Origin of the sequence: Mesorhizobium cantuariense (assembly GCF_042647205.1) — a bacterium.
Taxonomy (GTDB): Bacteria; Pseudomonadota; Alphaproteobacteria; order Rhizobiales; family Rhizobiaceae; genus Mesorhizobium; species Mesorhizobium cantuariense.
In genome coordinates this window covers 6,046,425-6,063,915 of the sequence record NZ_JBHRVD010000001.1, presented here as the reverse complement: position 1 = coordinate 6,063,915, position 17,491 = coordinate 6,046,425, and the positions used below count along the sequence as shown (strand labels likewise).

Sequence of the window (17,491 nt, the reverse complement as noted above, 5' to 3'; positions counted from 1 at the left end):
CGACGATCGTCGCCGCATTGTTTTTTGGTTCGTCTCAATCTTGAAATAAAAATGTAATATCGAATTTACAGAGGGCGATCTAATACACTATGTGAAAGTCTCTCCAGGTTGAAAAGCTTGCAATAATTAGAATTTACTCATTTAGCCGAAGCTTGTCGAAGTCAAGGACTGTAATTCCAGGTTCTCCGCAACAAGGACCAAGTCGTCCCGATGACCCGTTTCTGGCCTCTCATGATGATCGCGCTGATATCGCTGGCGGCGGTTTTGTTCGGTACGCTTTCGTCCTATGCGGACAGCTGCGGAGCGATCAGAAGCCAGTTGCTTTCTGGCCGCAGCGGCGGGGCGAGCCCGGAGCTTGCCCAGCTGCGCCGGCAACTTGCCGCTATCCAGACTATCGAGAGGCAGCGACAGTGCACGGCGAAAAGTTCGCTCGGTGGCCTCTTCAACGCTTGCGCCGATCTCGCCAGGAGCCGCTCGGATGTGCAGCGGCGGATCGCTGCCGGGGGGAATTCGGGCCGGGACACATCGGGCCTGCAGGCGCGCTTCGTCGCGCTTGGCTGCGCGCCCTCGGCAAAGCAACGGCCGGCGCGCGCCGCGCCCAGCACCCAATCGGCGGGTGCCACGCCCGGCGGCAATGCGATGCTGTTTTGCGTGCGCCTGTCGGACGGGTATTTCTTCCCGGCGCCAAAGTCGCAATTCGCCGCCAGCGGCGATCTGAAGGAGACGGCCGATCAGTGCCGTTACATCTGCGATGATCCCGGCGTCGACCTCTACACGCTGAGCGACGCCAGCCTCGAAACCGACCAGATGATCGCGCTCGATACGCGCAAGCCCTACACCGAGCTGCCAGCGGCCTTCAGATATCGCGATGACGCGAATTTCAAGGCATGCGACGGCAAGCGCTATTACCAGCGGGTTGCCGAACTGCGAGCCAGGTCGGTGACGCCCGCCGACATGAGCAACGCCATCATTCCGCTGCCAACGGCAAAACCGGATCTTGCCACCCCGGATCTTGGCACCGTTGCAGCCGTTCCGGTGCCCGACGCCGAAGCGCCGGGCGCAGCCCAGCACCAGTCGATCGAGGCCGGCAATCGGTTGGTACGCGTGGTCGGCCCGGCCTTCTTCCCGGCCGACTGACCACCAGCCTTGCTGATTTGGGATGACGGGTTTCAGCGGGCTGCCGCGATCCGGGCTGGAACACCGGATCTGTCTGGAACGGAGCCGCGCTCACGGCGTTGTGATCGACATCAGCCAGGAGAAACGCCATGGCTACGTTCAGGGAAATGCGGGTGCTGGAGATCGTCGAAGACGACTCCCTGACCACCGAACAGAAAATCGCTGAACTGCGCGAGATCGAATCCGAGGCGCGTGGGCTGCAGCGGGCGGCCTCGGAGAGCCCGATGGACGACGATGACGGCTGGCAGGACGATCTGCGTCAGGTTCGTCTTGCACTCGACAAGCTCGGTGCGAAAGAGCCGAAAAAGGGCGCCGCCTCGCTGTGAAGGCAGTTCACCGAAAACTGTTTGCTGGTTAAAGCGCGTGGTGTCGATTCATGCGACGCGCTTCAAGTTCCATGCATGTCGTTGTCTTAAAACCAGGGCGACTTTGAGCGACACGCGTTAGTCGCAGACCATGCGAGCCCTCTTGCCGGGCTCGCTGACGTTCCTGCAGACCAGCGGCTTGGCCGGAGCGGACAGGGAGGCCGACGCGGGTAACCTCGTCTGGTGCCGTCTCGGCGCGGCATGGGTGATCTTGCGCTCGGAAAATCGCTTTGGCGGCTGCGGTGCCACTGGGAAGGCGCCGTTCTCGACCTCGGATTGCGCGTAGCTGACATTCGGTGGCGGCCGATCCCAGAAGCGCCGGACATCGAGCGGTCTCGGGATGACGACGGTGCCGTCATAGCTACGCGAGCAGCCACTGCCGAAAAGCAGCGCCAGCCCCATGAAAAAAGGCACAATTCGTCCGAACATAAGCAATACCCCTGCCAGCGCTTATATAGCGGCTTCGATCCCGCCGACAACCTGGCGGAATGGAGCAGGCCGTGTCGGCCGATATGTCTAACCGGCCGTTAAGGTTAGCGGATCGTTAATGCTTCTCGGGCACATTCCGCCGGCGAACCGCGGAGGAGGGTTCGGCCTTGGTTTTCGGGGTGGGGGCGGCATGGCGGAAGCGGACGAAACAATCGGCGCGCGCGGCAAGCGCGGGCCTCGCAAACCCACAGCGCATGGCGACGATTCATCATCGTCCGCCGCTTGCATGGATTCTAACGATGCACTTCGCCAACTGGTCGAAGCCGGATCGGATTGGGTCTGGGAGACCGATGCCGAGCTGCGCTTCTCCTGGCTTTCGCAAAACTACCAGGCAGCCACCGGCATCGATCCGGCAAACGTGCTTGGCCGGTTCCGCTTCGACTTCCTCAACCAGGTCCTGAACGGCGACCGCAGTGGCGCCGCGCATCTGGAGGATCTGCAGGCGCACCGGCCGTTTCGCGACTTCGTCTATGAATTGAAAGGTGGCCGCGCCGATTGCCGCTGGGTTTTGACATCAGGCTTTCCAAGGTTCGACGGCGAGGGAAGATTTGCCGGCTATCGCGGCATCGGCCGCAATGTGACGGCGCTGGCCAACGCCTTCAAAAGTCCGGGGCAGGGACCATCGGCGGACGGCGAACCCGACCAGCATCTGGCCGATCTCGAGCGGACGATGGACGCTATGCATATGGGCGTGCTGCTTCTCGATGCCAGGCTCGACACTTTGATCGTCAACAAGGCCTATCGCGACCTCTCCAGGATCCCGGACGGCACTGTCACCGTCGGCGCTCCGTTCAGCCTGTTGATGGAACTCAACCGCCGCAACGGCATCTATGGCGACATCGACGAACAGCAATGGCAGCGCTACCTCGCCACCCGCGTCGAGGAGATTAGCGCCGGCTCCGTTGCGCCACGCGAGTTTGCCCATGCCGACGGCAGGACGATGATGTTCTCGGTGACGGCGCTGTCCGGCGGCAAGCGGCTGTTGACCTACTATGAGGTCACCGAGATCAAGAATCGCGATGCCGAGATCGAGAGCGCCAACGCCCAAATCGCCGAGACGTTCGTCAATCTCCGCACCATGGTCGACCAGATGCCGATCGGGGTCCTCGTCCTCGATGCCGATATGCGCGCCGAAGTCATCAACCGTGCCTTCTACGATTTCTGGCAGATCGACGCCCGGCGCGCCGAGACCGGCTGCAGCTTCCGTGATCTTATGGACGCCAGCCGCGATGTCGACCCGTATGGTTCCGAGGACGCGACATGGCAGCAGCACATAACCGAGCGCGAGGCGGAAATCAGGGCCGGGACCGCCGGATCGCGGCAGTTCCCGCGCAATGACGGCCGCACGCTGATATCGTCGACGGCGCCGTTGGTCGGCGGCAAGCGGCTGATCTCCTATGTCGACGTCACCGACATGAAGGACCGCGAGGCCGAACTTGCCGACGCGCTGGAGAAAGCGCGACTGGCGGAAGCGGTGATCAACGCCGTCAAGGACCCGATCTTCGTAAAGGACGACCATCTGCGGTTTGTGTTCGTCAACGAGGCGTTCGCCGCTCTGTTTGGCCAGACGCCGCAAGCCATGCTCGGCAAGCCCGGCGGCGCTTTCCTCACAACGAACGACACCGCGCTTTTCGAGCAGAGCGAACGGGACGTGCTTGCCACCGGGCGCGCCTACGAAGTGGAAGAGAATTTCCAGGCCGATGGCGCAAGCCGCTCGCGCATCGTCAGGAAGAGCCGCGTCGGCATGGCCAGCGGCCGCAACTACGTTGCCGGTTTTTTGTTCGACATTTCCGACATGAAGCGCCGCGAGACAGAGGCGCAGGATGCGCGCCAGCATCTCGCCAGCGTGCTGGAATCCTTGCCGGCGGCCGTGATCATCTACGATCGCGACGACCGGTTCGTTTTCGCCAACCGCAAGATCCAGGATACGCTGCCGGCCTTGAAGCCGGCATGGCAGCCCGGCTGTACATTCCGCGACGCACTCGTCCTCGGCCGCGAGAACGGCTATTTCCGCAGCAGCGGCGACCCGCAAGTCGACAAGCTCTACGACGACGATCCGGATCGCTGGCTGGACGCGATCCTCGCCCGCTACCGCTTGCCCAGTTCCTCGTTCGAGCGCCACAACCCCGACGGCCGCTGGTATCAGGTCTACGATATGCGGACCGACGACGGCACCTTCATCGGCGTTCGCGTCGACATTTCCGAGATCAAGAGCCGCGAAGCGGCATTGCGCGACTCGATGCGCCAGATCGATCTGTTCCGGCACGTACTGGACGAGTTGCCCGTGGCCGCCTTCATCAAGGGCCAGGACCTGAGCATCGAGTTCGTCAACAAGGCCTGGTGCGCGATAACCGGTTTGGCCAAGGAGGATGTCATCGGCCGCACCGACCGCCAGCTGTTCGGTGCGCAGGATGCCGATGGCTACAGCCATGACGACACGCAGGTTGCCGTGACCGGCGCCGTCAAGGAGGTCGAGGAACCCGTCACCCATCGCGACGGCACGGTTCGGCAATTGATGACGCGCAAGAGCCGCCTGGTGGCGCTGGACGGGTCGGTGCATCTGGTTGGTTCGAGCACCGACATCACCGACGTCAAGGCGCGCGAGCGTGCGCTGGAAGAGAGCATGCGCGAGAACGAGGTGTTCCGCAGCCTGATCGACAACGTACCGGTGTCGATCTACGCCAAACGCTCCGACCTCAGGCAGTTCTACGTCAACAAAGGCTGGTGCGATCTCACCGGCTTCAGCAAGGAAGAGGCTACCGGCAAGACCGATATCGAGATCTTCGGGCCGGATGGCGAAGCCTTCGTCGGCAGCGACCTTGCGGTGTTGCGCACCGGCGAAACCCAAGAGGTCGAGGAGATGGTGACGCTGGCCGACGGCAGCGTCAGGCATCAGTTCGCCCGCAAGGGCGCGATGATTGCGTCCGACGGTTCGCTCTACCTGATCGGATCGACCACCGACATCACCGAGCTGAAGATGCGCGAGGCCGAACTGCGCGAGGCGCGTCAGCGCGCCGTGCTCGCCGACCGCGCCAAGTCGGAATTCCTCGCCAATATGAGCCACGAGATCCGTACCCCGATGAACGGCGTGCTCGGCATGGCCGAACTGCTGGCCAAATCGGACCTCGACCCGAAGCAGAAGACGTTTACCGACATCATCGTGAAATCGGGCAACGCGCTGCTCACCATCATCAACGACATCCTCGACTTCTCCAAGATCGATGCCGGTCAGCTGGTGCTCGATCCGGCGCCCTTCAATCTTGCCGAGGCGATCGAGGATGTGGCAACGCTGGTGTCGACACGCGCCAAGGAGAAGGACCTCGAACTCATTGTACGCATCGAGCCCCGTCTCGAGAGCCTGTTCATCGGCGATGTCGGCCGCATCAGGCAGATCGTCACCAACCTGCTCGGCAACGCGGTGAAATTCACCGATGAAGGCCATGTGCTGGTCGACGTCACCGGCGAGAGGGTTCCGATCGGAACGAAGCTCACCATCTCGGTCACCGATACCGGCATCGGTATCCCCGAGGAAAAGCTGAAACTGGTGTTCGAGAAATTCAGCCAGGTCGACACCTCGTCGACGAGGCGGCATGAGGGAACCGGCCTCGGTCTCGCCATCACCTCGCGGCTCGTCGAGCTGATGGGCGGCGACATCGGTGTCGAGAGCGCCGAAGGCAGGGGCTCGACCTTCTGGTTTTCGGTGACGCTGCCAAGGGCCGGACAGCAGAACGGACAACGCATCACGCCCATCGACGTGACCGGCGCGCGCGTGCTGATCGTCGACGACAATGCCGTCAACAGGGCCATCCTGACCGAGCAGATGACATCGTGGACGTTCGATTCCTGCGCGGCCGAAAGCGGCGCCGAGGGTCTCAAGGTGCTGATCGCCGCCGCCGCCTATGGCGTGCCGGTCGATTGCGTCGTGCTCGACTACCAGATGCCTGAGATGAGCGGCGCCGAAATGGCGCGCATCGTGCGCAACACCGCCGGTCTTGCCGGCACGCCGATCATCATGCTGACCTCGGTCGACCAGTCGCTTGCCAACACTAGCTACCGCGATCTCGGCATCGACGCCCAGCTGATCAAGCCGGCGCGCTCATCGTTGCTGCTGGAAACGCTGGTCGCCACCATCCAGCGGCATCGCCACAACACGAGCGGCAGCGACGCCCCGGCGCTCGCAGCCGACGTCTCTCCAGGCAATGTTGCGCGGCCACAGCCGTCGGCGCCGTCCGAACAGCGGGCGCTGCTGCAGCCGCCTTCGATCCGCCCCCGGCCTGCCGCGGCGGGTGGTGGCGACAGGCTGGATATCCTGGTGGCTGAGGACAATGAGGTGAACCAGATGGTCTTCACCCAGATTCTCGGCGAGACCGGTTATGGTTTCGAGATCGTCGGCAATGGCCGCAAGGCGCTCGACGCCTTCGGCCGGCTCAATCCGTGCATGATCCTGATGGATGTCTCGATGCCGGAGATGAACGGGCTCGAGGCAACCGCCGCCATTCGTCGGCTGGAGGAAGAGACCGGCACGCATGTGCCGATCGTCGGCGTCACCGCGCATGCGCTGAAGGGTGATCGCGAGCGCTGCCTGGAGGCCGGCATGGACGACTATCTGCCCAAGCCGATCAGTCCCCGGGCCCTGCTCGAGAAGGTCGAGCGCTGGGTCGGCGCCAGCCGCCAGGCTCAGCGCAACGCCGGGTAAGAGCCGGCGTTGCGCCGGTTTCGGCCCGATTGCGGGGAATGCGGCGAAGATTCGCGACCCCAGCCAGCGCCAAGACTATGGCGCGATCGCACCATATCAAAGGCGGCATCCAGCCGAGACAATGGGCGCATTCGAATTCCGCTCTTCTCAGTTACGGGCGGGAGCAGCGACCGCCGACATGAGACAGCGTCAACCTACCCCAACGGACCTGTTTTCGGCGATGGCCCGGCCACGACTGGCCGAGAGCAACGCGCTCCCGTCCGGATTTTCTTTATAGAGGCCGGCTGATCCCAAATCGCCCGGCCAGCCTCGGCCCAAACGGAGCAAGTCTCTGATTCCGGGGGCAAAGCCGGGCTCCATCGGGAGTGCCGGCCAGGCGGCATTTTGCTTATCCCGATGACGCGTTACCGGGGTGACATCAAACTGTCATGCGACTGTAATAATCGAAGGCTATTGGCCTCAGCGGGCGCAGAATGACACTGGCGCCGAGAGACCATCTTCCGAACAGGAGCAGGCCACATGAAGAAATTCCTCTATACGGCGTCGGCCGCGGCGCTTGCGCTCGCCGCGTCGTCCGGCTTCGCCGCCGCGCGCGACCAGATACAGGTCGCCGGATCATCGACCGTGCTACCGTATGCCAAGATCGTCGCCGAGCAGTTCGGCGAAACATTCACCAACTTCAAGACCCCAGTCGTCGAATCCGGCGGCAGCGGCGCCGGCATCAAGGAATTCTGCAAGGGCGTCGGCGAAGACACGATCGACATCGCCAACTCGTCGCGTCCGATCAAGAAGGACGAACTCAAGTCCTGCGCCGACGCCGGCGTGAAGGAAGTCCAGGAAGTCCGCATCGGCTATGACGGCATCGTCTTCGCCACTGATATCAAGGGTCCGGACTGGGCGCTGGTTCCCGCCGACATCTACAAGGCGCTCGCCGCCAAGCTGGTCGTCGATGGCAAACTGGTCGACAATCCGAACACCAAGTGGAGCCAGGTCAATCCGAAGCTGCCCGAATGGGACATCGCCGCCTACATTCCGGGCGAAAAGCACGGCACGCGCGAAGTGTTCGAGACCAAGCTTCTCGATGCCGGCTGTGACAAGGCTGCTCTCAAGGCTGCCGGCGTTGCCGACGACAAGGAAATCGGCAAGACCTGCATCGCCATTCGCAAGGACGGCAAGGCCGTCGACATCGATGGCGACTATACCGAGACGCTCGCCCGCATCGACTCCAACAAGACCGGCGTCGGCGTGTTCGGCCTCGCCTTCTACGAGAACAATGCCGACAAGCTGAAGGTCGCCACCGTGGAAGGCATCGTGCCTTCGACCGAGACCATCGCCAGCGGCAAGTACCCCGTCTCGCGCCCGCTGTTCTTCTATGTCAAGAAGGCGCATCTCGGCGTCGTTCCCGGCCTCAAGGAATATGTCGAGTTCTTCCTTGACGACCAGATGGTCGGCCCGGAAAGCCCGCTCGCCGAATACGGCCTCGTTGCTGCTCCGGATGCCGAGCGTCAGGCCCAGCGCGACGCTTTCGCCGCCGGAAAGGCGATGTAATCAAGCTACCGAACCAGGGCGCGGGCCAAATCCGCGCCCTGGTTTCACCGCACGCCGCAATGGCGGCTGCGTTAGAATTTCCCTTGGGGTGGGTCCATGTCGTCCTTGCTCGTACTGGCCATCGTCGTTGCCATCGGCCTGGTTGCCTTTTTCATCGGCCGCCAGCGTGCCGCGGCCCAGGATAATGGTAAGGTCAAGCCGCATTCGCGTGCCCATTATCACGGCTGGTGGGCCTTCCTGCTCGGCGTCCTGCCTGCTCTTTTGCTGCTAGCCGTCTGGGCCGTCGGCTCTTCGGTCTATCTTGACCGACACATTCACGCTGCCTTGCCCGAGCGCACCGTCGACAGCAAGGTTGCCAGCGAGGCGCTGGACGTCAGCCTGGTAAAGAGCCTCGCCAGGGGCCTGCGCAAACTCGATGCAGGCACATTGGCCGGCCTGCCTGCCAGCTTCGCCGAGCTGCAGCCGCTGCTCGCCGCCAGGGGCGTGGCACTGGCGAGCGACACACAGGACTACATGATCCCGATCGCCGTCGAGGCGAACAAGGTCCAGGACCGGCTCGGCCTGTTCGGTGCCGTCGTCATTCTCGCTTCGTCTATCGCCGGCGCCTTCTATGCGCTCAGGCAGATCGCACCGCGCGCCAGGGCGCGCAACAATGTCGAGAGGCTGATGCTGTGGGGCCTGCTCGCCGCCTCCACCATCGCCATCCTGACCACCGTCGGCATCGTGCTTTCGATGCTGTTCCAGACGATCACCTTCTTCGAGAGCGTCTCGCCGATGAGTTTCTTTTTCGGCACGGTCTGGGATCCGCGTTTTGCCGCCGCCGGTTCGGGCGGCAGCCAGGGCCAGTTCGGCCTGATCCCGCTTCTTGCCGGCACGCTCTACATCGCCGCCGTCGCACTGCTGGTGGCGGTGCCGGTCGGACTGATGTCGGCCGTCTACATGGCCGAATACGCAACACCCAGGGTGCGCTCGGTGGTCAAGCCGGCGCTTGAACTGCTGGCCGGCATACCGACCATCGTCTACGGCATCTTCGCCGTCGTCACGCTCGGACCGTTCCTGCGCGACCTGTCCGCGGCGCTGACCGGCGGTTCGCCCTTCATCCAGGGCCAGAGTATCTTCACCGCCGGCCTGGTCATGGGCGTCATGCTGATCCCGGTCGTGTCCTCTCTGTCCGACGACATCATCACCGCGGTGCCGCGCGCCATGCGCGACGGTTCGCTCGGCCTCGGCGCGACCCGCTCCGAGACGATCAAGCGGGTGATCCTGCCGGCGGCACTGCCCGGCATCGTCGGTGCCATCCTGTTGACCGCCTCGCGCGCCATCGGCGAAACGATGATCGTCGTGCTGGCGGCGGGCGTCGCCGCCAACCTCACCATCAACCCGTTCGAGGCGATGACGACCATCACCGTCAAGATCGTCAACCAGCTCACCGGCGACCTCGAGTTCAATTCGCCGCAGACGCTGGTCGCCTTCGCGCTCGGCCTGACGCTGTTCGCGCTGACGCTGGTGATGAACATCGTCGCGCTCTACATCGTGCGCAAATACCGGGAGCAGTACGAATGACCGACATCCCCATGGATACGATGGTCAGGGCCGCGGCCCATCCGCGCCGCGACATCGGCCTGAAGGCCCGTTACGCCGCCGAACGCCGTTTCCGCATCTATGGCGCCGTGGCGATTTCCGTTGGCCTGGCGTTCCTGGCCATCATGCTGATCACCATCGTCTCGAAAGGCTACACCGCCTTTTGGCAGACGACGGTATCGCTGCCGATCACGTTCGACGAGAAGGTGATCGATCCTTCCGGCAAGCGCGCCACCGATCCGAGCGTTCTGATCAAGGCAAATTATCCCAAGCTCGCCGAAAACGCGCTGGTCGCCAAGCTCGGCATCAATCCCGACGACAAGCCGGCAATCAGGCAGCTCAAGGGCTTCCTGTCGGAAGGCGCACGCGTCCAGTTGCGCGACATCGTCGCCGCCGATCCGTCGGTGATCGGCACGACGCGCAACGTCAACATTCTCGCCGCCGCCAATCTCGACTCGGCCTTCAAGGGCCAGATCGATCTCGGCGTCGAGGAAGCGCGACGCAAGGTCTCGGACCAGCAGATCACCTGGATGAACAAGCTCAAGGCCGAGGGTGCGATGGCCGAGCATTTCAACACCGGCCTGTTCACCTATGGCGCCTCCAGCCGTCCGGAAACGTCCGGCATGGGCGTGGCGATCATCGGCTCGTTCTACATGATGGTGATCGTGCTGCTGCTGGCGCTGCCAATCGGTGTCGCCGCCTCCATCTATCTGGAGGAGTTCGCCAAGAAGAACCGCTTCACCGACCTGATCGAAGTCAATATCAACAATCTGGCCGCGGTGCCGTCGATCGTCTTCGGCCTGCTCGGCCTCGCGGTGTTTATCAATTTCCTAGGCATGCCGCGCTCCGCCGCTTTCGTCGGCGGCCTGGTGCTGACGCTGATGACGCTGCCGACGATCATCATCGCGACGCGCGCGGCACTTGCCGCCGTGCCGCCGTCGATCCGCTCGGCAGCCCTTGGTCTCGGCGCCTCCAAGATGCAGATGGTGTTCCACCACATCCTGCCGCTTGCCGCGCCCGGCATCCTCACCGGCACCATCATCGGTCTTGCGCGTGCGCTCGGCGAAACCGCGCCGCTGCTGCTGATCGGCATGGTCGCCTTCGTCGCCGATCCTCCGACGACGCCTTTCGATCCGGCCACCGCGCTGCCGGTGCAGATCTATATGTGGGCGAACGAGGCCGAACGCGCCTTCGTCGAGCGCATGTCCGGCGCCATCATCATCCTGCTCGTCTTCCTCATGGCCATGAACATCACCGCGATCGTGCTTCGGCGTCGGTTCGAGCGGCGCTGGTAGAAAAAAGGCATTTTGGTATGAACATCATGACCGAACAGTCCCTTGAAAACGCAGTGGGCGACAAGGTGAACGCCAAGTCGAACGAAGTGATCAAAATGCGCGGCGACAAGGTCGGCGTGTTCTACGGCGAGAAGCAGGCGCTGTTCGACGTCGATCTCGACGTCCGCCTCAATCAGGTGACCGCGCTGATCGGCCCCTCCGGCTGCGGCAAGTCCACCTTCCTGCGCTGCCTCAACCGCATGAACGACACCATCGATTCAGCGCGGGTAATCGGCAAGATAACGCTCGACGAAGAGGATATCTACGACAAGAACATCGACGTCGTCGAGCTCAGGGCGCGCGTCGGCATGGTGTTCCAGAAGCCCAATCCGTTTCCCAAGTCGATCTACGAGAACGTCGCCTATGGCCCGCGCATCCACGGACTGGCCAAGCGCAAGGCCGACATGGATCAGATCGTCGAGTCGAGCCTGAAGAAGGCGGCAATCTGGAACGAGGTCAAGGACCGCTTGCAGGAACCTGGCACCGGCCTTTCCGGTGGCCAGCAGCAGCGTCTGTGCATTGCGCGCGCCATCGCCGTGTCGCCCGAGGTGATCCTGATGGACGAGCCGTGTTCGGCGCTCGACCCGATCGCCACCGCTCGCGTCGAGGAACTGATCGACGAACTGCGTCAGAACTATACGATCGTCATCGTCACCCACTCGATGCAGCAGGCGGCGCGCGTGTCGCAGCGCACCGCGATGTTCCATCTTGGCTATCTGGTCGAGGAGGGAGCCACCGACAAGATGTTCACCACCCCCGACGACAAGCGCACCCAGGACTACATCACCGGCCGGTTCGGCTGAGTTCAGCATACGAGGGACGAAGATCATGGGTGAACATACCGTCGCATCTTTCGATGAGGATCTGGAGCAGGTCAGCCAGCTGATCCGCGACATGGGCGATCTCGCCCGCTCGATGGTCAGTGGCTCGACCAAGGCATTGCTCAATTCGGACAATGCGCTGGCGCAGCGGGTGGTTTCCGACGATGCCATCATGGATGCACGCCAGCGCGAGTTGGACGATCGCGCCATCACGCTGATCGCCAAGCGCCAGCCGATGGCCAACGACCTGCGTGCGGTGGTCGGTTCGATCCGCATGGCCGGCGACCTCGAGCGCATCGGCGACCTTGCCAAGAACATTGCCAAACGCGTCGGCACTGTCGGCCTGAGCGTCACGCCGCGCGACCTGTCGCATTCGATCGACGGGATGGCGCAGCTGGTGCTGATCCAGGTGCAGGGCGTCATCGACGAGTATGCCGCCGCTGACGCGGCAGCGCTTGCCACGCTCAGAAACAACGACGAGCGCATCGACGTCAAATACACCTCGGTGTTCCGTGAACTGCTGACCTACATGATGGAAGACCCGCGCAACATCACTGCCTGCACGCATCTGTTGTTCTGCGCCAAGAACCTCGAGCGCATCGGCGACCACGTGACCAACATCGCTGAAAATGCCTATTATGTTTTGACCGGCACGCAGCTGCCCGCCAATCGTCCGAAGCAGGACGAGACGGCAATGTCCGCGCCGGCCGCATGACAGGGATGACCAGTCGATGATCGCGCCACGCATCATGGTGGTGGAGGATGAGGAGCCGCTAGGCGTGCTGCTCCGCTACAATCTCGAATCCGAAGGCTATCAGGTCGAGGTGGTGACGCGCGGTGACGAGGCCGAGATCCGGCTGCAGGAGAACGTTCCCGACCTTCTGGTGCTCGACTGGATGGTGCCTGCGGTTTCCGGTATCGAACTCTGTCGTCGGCTAAGAATGCGTCCCGAGACCGAGCGGCTGCCGATCATCATGCTGACCGCGCGTGGCGAGGAGAGCGACCGCGTGCGCGGTCTGTCGACCGGCGCCGACGATTATCTGGTCAAGCCGTTCTCGACACCGGAATTCATGGCCAGGGTCAAGGCGCTGCTGCGCCGCGCCAAGCCGGAGGTGCTGTCCAGTGTGCTGAAGGTCGGCGATATCGTGCTCGACCGTGAATCGCACCGGGTCTATCGCAAGAAGAGCGAGATCAGGCTTGGACCGACCGAGTTCCGCCTGCTCGAATTCATGATGCGCCATCCCGGCCGCGTCTTCTCGCGCAGCCAGCTGCTCGACAATGTCTGGGGCGAGACGATCTACATCGACGAGCGCACGGTGGATGTGCATGTCGGCCGGCTGCGCAAGGCCGTCAACAACGGCCGCATGCCCGACGTCATCCGCACCATTCGTGGAGCGGGCTACGCGATCCGTGAGGATTGAACTCGCCCGTTTGAATTCACGCCACGTTCTTGCCGGCGAGGCCGGATCTTGTTTGCGCGCCGGGTGCGAAAATCTCCTGGTCGACGAAGGTCAGCGCACGCATGGCGCAGCCTTCGCGGATCAGCGGCAGTTCGTTCGGCTCGGTGTCGAAGGAAATCGATTTCGAGTGCTGGCCGCCGGCGGTCTGGGCAATCGCCTTGCGCAATGCCGGCTCGATCAAGTCGAAGGCAGCGGCGCTGACCCCGACCATGGCTACGGGCGCCGGATCGATCAGCGCGAACAGGCTGCCGAGGCCGTAGCCGAGCGCTTCGCCGGCCTTGCGATAGGCCTCGCGCTCGGGTCCGTCGCTTTCGCGGGCCGCGGTGGCCAGGGCACGCATGTCGGCGTCGCTGACATCGGCGACGGGTTCTGCGTCCTCACCCAATTGCCTTGCGCTGCGCCAGATGGCGTAGTTGCCGGCATAGGCTTCGACGCAGCCGCGCCGCCCGCAGCGGCAGAGCGCGCCGTTCGGCCGGTGGATCATGTGGCCGAACTCGCCGCCCGAGGAATGGGTGCCGGTGAACAGCTCGCCCTTCAGCACCAGGCCCATGCCGATGCCGTGCGATAGAAGAATGGCGATGAAATCGTCGCGGTAGCGATCAGGGTCGCGCCAGCGCAGTGCTATAGCCATCATGTTGCAGTCGTTTTCCATGGTGGCGGGGATGCCGAACTCGTCTTCGAGTATGTCGGCGAAGGCGATGTCGGTGTGAGGCGTGATCGGCGACCACAGCATGGCGCGGGCATGGGTGTCGGTGATGCCCTGGATCGCCAGAGCGATGCGGGCGATGCTGCGCACGTCAAGATCGGGGTCTTCGAGGCGGCGCCGCACGATTGCCGTGCATTCGCCGATCAGCGCCTCGCGCGGCATCGTCAGCGTGTCCAGCCTGCGCTGCTCCTCGGCGATCACCTGGCCGGCATAGTCGATGACGGCAACGGAGAGAAAATTCAGCGACAGAACGACGGTCATCACCGCCGCCGCTTCCGGATTGAGGCTGAGGCCGACCTGCGGCCGACCGCGTTTGAGCGAGCCGGCCTCGCTCGGTTTGCTTTCGGTCAGGATGCCTTCGCCGATCAGGTCGGAGGAGATCGCCGATATGGTCGAGTGGCTGAGGCCCGTGGTCGCGGCGATCTCGGTGCGTGACGGTTGTCCGGCGCGGCGCACGGCTGCGATCACCATCGCGCGGTTGCGGCGGCGCAAATCGTCGTGGCGGATTCCGACCGACATGTTTCTTCACATCCTCCCGGTCGCCGCGGTTCTTCCTGCCCCTGGAACGCTGCCGGCAACGCGGTCAAATACTGGCAGAAGCGGCCCGCCCTGTCACTTATTTATTCCGAGGCTCGAAAAAAATTCTGAAGGACATCAAAATCCATCAGAATCGATGTTGACAGCGTTCGGGTGTTGGATCAGTATTTTTTCGAGGCTCGAAAAAATAGAGCCTCTGTGCCGGCCTTCGGGTCAGTTTGGTCGCGCCATACGCGGCGCAGGGAGGATAATATGAAAAGATTCACAGCCGCCATCCTGGCGGGTGTCGCCATGTCGCTGACGCTCGTGTCGGTCGCACAGGCCAAGGACAAGGTCATCGGCGTTTCGTGGTCCAACTTCCAGGAGGAGCGCTGGAAGACCGACGAGGCCGCCATGAAGACGGCGATCGAGGCCGCCGGCGACAAGTACATCTCCGCCGATGCGCAGTCCAATCCCGGTAAGCAGCTCACCGATGTCGAAAGCCTGATCTCGCAGGGCGCCAACGCGCTGATCATCCTGGCGCAGGATGCCTCGGCCATCGGCCCGGCGGTGCAGAAGGCGCTGGATGAAGGCATTCCGGTCGTCGGCTATGACCGGCTGATCGAGAACAAGGATGTCTTCTACCTGACTTTCGACAATAAGGAAGTCGGCCGCATGCAGGCCCGCGAAGTGTTCAAGGCCAAGCCGGAAGGCAACTATGTCTTCATCAAGGGTTCGGGTGCCGATCCGAATGCCGATTTCCTGTTCTCGGGCTCGATGGAAGTGCTCAAGGAAGCCATAGACAGCGGCAAGATCAAGAATGTCGGCGAGGCCTATACGGACGGCTGGCTGCCCGCCAATGCCCAGAAGAACATGGAACAGTTCCTGACCGCCAACGACAACAAGGTCGATGCGGTGGTCGCGGCCAATGACGGCACCGCCGGCGGCGTCGTCGCGGCGCTGACGGCTCAAGGGTTGGCCGGCACCGTGCCGGTCTCGGGTCAGGACGGCGACCACGCCGCGCTGAACCGCATCGCGCTCGGCACGCAGACCGTGTCGGTGTGGAAGGACGCACGCGAACTGGGCAAGAACGCTGCAGAGATCGCCTCGCAGCTCGCCGACGGCAAGAAGACGAGCGACATTGCCGGCGCCAAGGACTTCACGACACCAGGCGGCAATACCGTCAAGTCGCTGTTCCTGACCCCGGTTGCCATCACCAAGGACAATCTCAACGTCGTCATCGACGCCGGCTGGATCAAGAAAGACGAAGTCTGCGCGGGCGTCGCCGCCGGCAGCGTCGCGGCCTGCAACTAAAACCGGGTCGCTATCGGTTCGAAATCTCGGCGCCGCGGCCCAAAGGCCGCGGCGTTTCTCAAGGGGCTTCCGCTTCAAATAACTGCGGAAAGCAAATAGCATCCATGTTCCGGCATCCGCGTCAGACGGCAAACCGGTGGGAGGATCCATGACCGACACGACCTCTAATCAGCCGGTCGCCGGCACTGCAGCGGACCGGGCGCGTGCATCTGAACTCAGCGCCGCCGGGCGGTTTCTCAAGGCTACCGAGCTCGACACGCGCATGCTCGGCATGGTCGGCGCGCTGCTGGTCATCTGGGTCGGCATACACATCCTGTCGGGCGGGCTTTTCCTGACGCCGCGCAATCTGTGGAACCTCTCGGTGCAGACCTCCTCGGTCGCGATCATGGCGACCGGCATGGTGCTGGTCATCGTCATGCGCAACATCGACCTTTCGGTCGGCTCCGTCGAAGGCGTGATCGGTATGATCATGGGCGTGGCGCAGGCCGAATTCCTCATTCGAGTCATCGGCTTCCAGCTTGGAAATCCCTGGCTCTGGGTCATCGCGCTTGCCGCCGGCGTGGTGCTTGGTCTGCTGATCGGCGCGTTCCAGGGCTTCATCATCGCTTATATGGAGGTGCCTGCCTTCATCGTGACACTGGGCGGCCTGCTGGTCTGGCGCGGCATGGCGTGGCTCATCACCAGCGGGCGCACGGTCGCGCCGCTCGACGCCACCTTCCAATTGATGGGCGGCGGACCACGCGGTTCGATCGGTGCCACAGCCAGCTGGATCGTCGGCATCGTTGCCTGTGCGGCGGTTGCCTTCGCGCTGCTCAACGGCCGTTCGCAGCGCAAGCGGTTCAGCTTTCCACTGCGCCCCGTCTGGGCTGAGACCTTGCTTGGCGTGGTTGCCTGCGCCGCCATCCTTGGCGCCGTCTGGATCGCCAATTCCTATCCGTGGCCGATCGGCATCGTGCGCCAGTATGCGCAGCAGAACGGCATCACCATTCCAGAAGGTGGGCTGTTCATCGCGCATGGCATCGCCATACCGGTGCTGATGGCGGTGACCGTGGGCATCATCATGACCTTCATCACCAAACGCACGCGTTTCGGCCGCTATGTCTTTGCTATCGGCGGCAATCCGGAGGCAGCGGAACTCGCCGGCATCAACACGCGCTGGGTGACCATGAAGGTGTTCATGATCATGGGCGTGCTGGCGGCCATCAGCGCGGCAATCTCATCGGCCCGCCTCAATGCGTCGACCAATGCGCTGGGCACACTGGACGAGCTGCTGGTCATCGCGGCGGCTGTCATCGGCGGCACGTCGCTGGCCGGTGGCGCCGGAACGGTGATGGGCGCCATGCTCGGCGCGCTGCTGATGCAGTCGCTGCAGTCCGGCATGGTGCTGCTTGGCATCGACTCGCCACTGCAGAGCATCGTCGTCGGCGCCGTGCTGGTCATCGCCGTCTGGCTCGACACCGTTTATCGCAAACGCGTCTAGGGGAG

The 17,491-nt window shown here is 63.2% G+C and carries 13 protein-coding genes; 11 read left to right on the top strand and 2 right to left on the bottom strand.

Going from position 1 to position 17,491, the window contains the following annotated elements:
* Positions 1–210 precede the first annotated feature (210 nt).
* The gene (locus tag ACFOJ9_RS29565; RefSeq protein WP_378984201.1) at positions 211–1,137 is read left to right on the top strand and encodes a DUF2865 domain-containing protein; all 927 of its coding nucleotides are present in this window, start codon (positions 211–213) and stop codon (positions 1,135–1,137) included.
* Between the two features lie 128 nt (positions 1,138–1,265).
* Positions 1,266–1,502 (top strand): hypothetical protein, encoded by a 237-nt coding sequence (locus ACFOJ9_RS29560; protein WP_378984198.1) that lies wholly within the window; start codon positions 1,266–1,268, stop codon positions 1,500–1,502.
* Positions 1,503–1,619: 117 nt separating this feature from the next.
* On the opposite strand, the gene ACFOJ9_RS29555 is transcribed toward ACFOJ9_RS29560, so the two are convergent.
* Complete coding sequence (locus ACFOJ9_RS29555; protein WP_378984196.1) at positions 1,620–1,970, bottom strand: hypothetical protein; 351 nt, start codon at positions 1,968–1,970, stop codon at positions 1,620–1,622.
* A gap of 190 nt (positions 1,971–2,160) precedes the next feature.
* Here ACFOJ9_RS29555 and ACFOJ9_RS29550 point away from each other — a divergent pair, with 190 nt between their 5' ends.
* From ACFOJ9_RS29550 to phoB, 7 genes are all read left to right on the top strand, one after another.
* A complete protein-coding gene (locus tag ACFOJ9_RS29550; RefSeq protein WP_378984194.1) occupies positions 2,161–6,726 on the top strand; it encodes a PAS domain-containing protein in 4,566 nt (1,521 codons plus the stop codon).
* Positions 6,727–7,245: 519 nt separating this feature from the next.
* A complete protein-coding gene (locus ACFOJ9_RS29545; protein ID WP_378984192.1) occupies positions 7,246–8,274 on the top strand; it encodes a substrate-binding domain-containing protein in 1,029 nt (342 codons plus the stop codon).
* A gap of 96 nt (positions 8,275–8,370) precedes the next feature.
* Entirely contained in the window at positions 8,371–9,837 is a 1,467-nt protein-coding gene (gene pstC / locus ACFOJ9_RS29540) for a phosphate ABC transporter permease subunit PstC (protein ID WP_378984190.1), read from the top strand.
* Positions 9,834–11,150: a phosphate ABC transporter permease PstA gene (gene pstA / locus ACFOJ9_RS29535; protein WP_378984188.1), complete on the top strand. Its 1,317-nt coding sequence runs from the start codon at positions 9,834–9,836 to the stop codon at positions 11,148–11,150. Before pstC ends, pstA begins: the two co-directional genes overlap by 4 nt.
* 17 nt (positions 11,151–11,167) lie before the next feature.
* Positions 11,168–11,992 carry a phosphate ABC transporter ATP-binding protein PstB gene (gene pstB, locus ACFOJ9_RS29530; RefSeq protein ID WP_378984185.1) on the top strand — a complete coding sequence of 275 codons (825 nt, stop codon included), beginning with the start codon at positions 11,168–11,170 and terminating at the stop codon, positions 11,990–11,992.
* A gap of 25 nt (positions 11,993–12,017) precedes the next feature.
* Complete coding sequence (phoU, locus tag ACFOJ9_RS29525) at positions 12,018–12,725, top strand: phosphate signaling complex protein PhoU (RefSeq protein WP_378984182.1); 708 nt, start codon at positions 12,018–12,020, stop codon at positions 12,723–12,725.
* A gap of 16 nt (positions 12,726–12,741) precedes the next feature.
* Positions 12,742–13,431 carry a phosphate regulon transcriptional regulator PhoB gene (gene phoB / locus ACFOJ9_RS29520; RefSeq protein WP_010911896.1) on the top strand — a complete coding sequence of 230 codons (690 nt, stop codon included), beginning with the start codon at positions 12,742–12,744 and terminating at the stop codon, positions 13,429–13,431.
* A 16-nt stretch (positions 13,432–13,447) separates the two neighbouring features.
* On the opposite strand, the gene ACFOJ9_RS29515 is transcribed toward phoB, so the two are convergent.
* A complete protein-coding gene (locus tag ACFOJ9_RS29515) occupies positions 13,448–14,695 on the bottom strand; it encodes an ROK family protein (RefSeq protein WP_378984175.1) in 1,248 nt (415 codons plus the stop codon).
* Between the two features lie 270 nt (positions 14,696–14,965).
* Between ACFOJ9_RS29515 and xylF the strand changes: the two genes are divergently transcribed.
* Complete coding sequence (gene xylF / locus ACFOJ9_RS29510) at positions 14,966–16,006, top strand: D-xylose ABC transporter substrate-binding protein (RefSeq protein ID WP_378984173.1); 1,041 nt, start codon at positions 14,966–14,968, stop codon at positions 16,004–16,006.
* Positions 16,007–16,154: 148 nt separating this feature from the next.
* Positions 16,155–17,486, top strand: a complete 1,332-nt coding sequence (locus ACFOJ9_RS29505) for a sugar ABC transporter permease (RefSeq protein ID WP_378984171.1) — start codon at positions 16,155–16,157, stop codon at positions 17,484–17,486.
* The last annotated feature ends 5 nt before the right edge of the window (positions 17,487–17,491 follow it).

What these genes read in the sequence shown, in the direction of transcription:
- ACFOJ9_RS29555 (WP_378984196.1), bottom strand. Translation starts at nt 1,970, where the DNA reads ATGTTCGGACGAATTGTGCCTTTTTTCATGGGGCTGGCGCTGCTTTTC.
- phoU (WP_378984182.1), top strand. Translation starts at nt 12,018, where the DNA reads ATGGGTGAACATACCGTCGCATCTTTCGATGAGGATCTGGAGCAGGTC.
- ACFOJ9_RS29505 (WP_378984171.1), top strand. Translation starts at nt 16,155, where the DNA reads ATGACCGACACGACCTCTAATCAGCCGGTCGCCGGCACTGCAGCGGAC.
- ACFOJ9_RS29515 (WP_378984175.1), bottom strand. Translation starts at nt 14,695, where the DNA reads ATGTCGGTCGGAATCCGCCACGACGATTTGCGCCGCCGCAACCGCGCG.
- ACFOJ9_RS29565 (WP_378984201.1), top strand. Translation starts at nt 211, where the DNA reads ATGACCCGTTTCTGGCCTCTCATGATGATCGCGCTGATATCGCTGGCG.
- ACFOJ9_RS29550 (WP_378984194.1), top strand. Translation starts at nt 2,161, where the DNA reads ATGGCGGAAGCGGACGAAACAATCGGCGCGCGCGGCAAGCGCGGGCCT.
- ACFOJ9_RS29545 (WP_378984192.1), top strand. Translation starts at nt 7,246, where the DNA reads ATGAAGAAATTCCTCTATACGGCGTCGGCCGCGGCGCTTGCGCTCGCC.
- ACFOJ9_RS29560 (WP_378984198.1), top strand. Translation starts at nt 1,266, where the DNA reads ATGGCTACGTTCAGGGAAATGCGGGTGCTGGAGATCGTCGAAGACGAC.
- pstA (WP_378984188.1), top strand. Translation starts at nt 9,834, where the DNA reads ATGACCGACATCCCCATGGATACGATGGTCAGGGCCGCGGCCCATCCG.
- pstC (WP_378984190.1), top strand. Translation starts at nt 8,371, where the DNA reads ATGTCGTCCTTGCTCGTACTGGCCATCGTCGTTGCCATCGGCCTGGTT.
- phoB (WP_010911896.1), top strand. Translation starts at nt 12,742, where the DNA reads ATGATCGCGCCACGCATCATGGTGGTGGAGGATGAGGAGCCGCTAGGC.
- xylF (WP_378984173.1), top strand. Translation starts at nt 14,966, where the DNA reads ATGAAAAGATTCACAGCCGCCATCCTGGCGGGTGTCGCCATGTCGCTG.
- pstB (WP_378984185.1), top strand. Translation starts at nt 11,168, where the DNA reads ATGAACATCATGACCGAACAGTCCCTTGAAAACGCAGTGGGCGACAAG.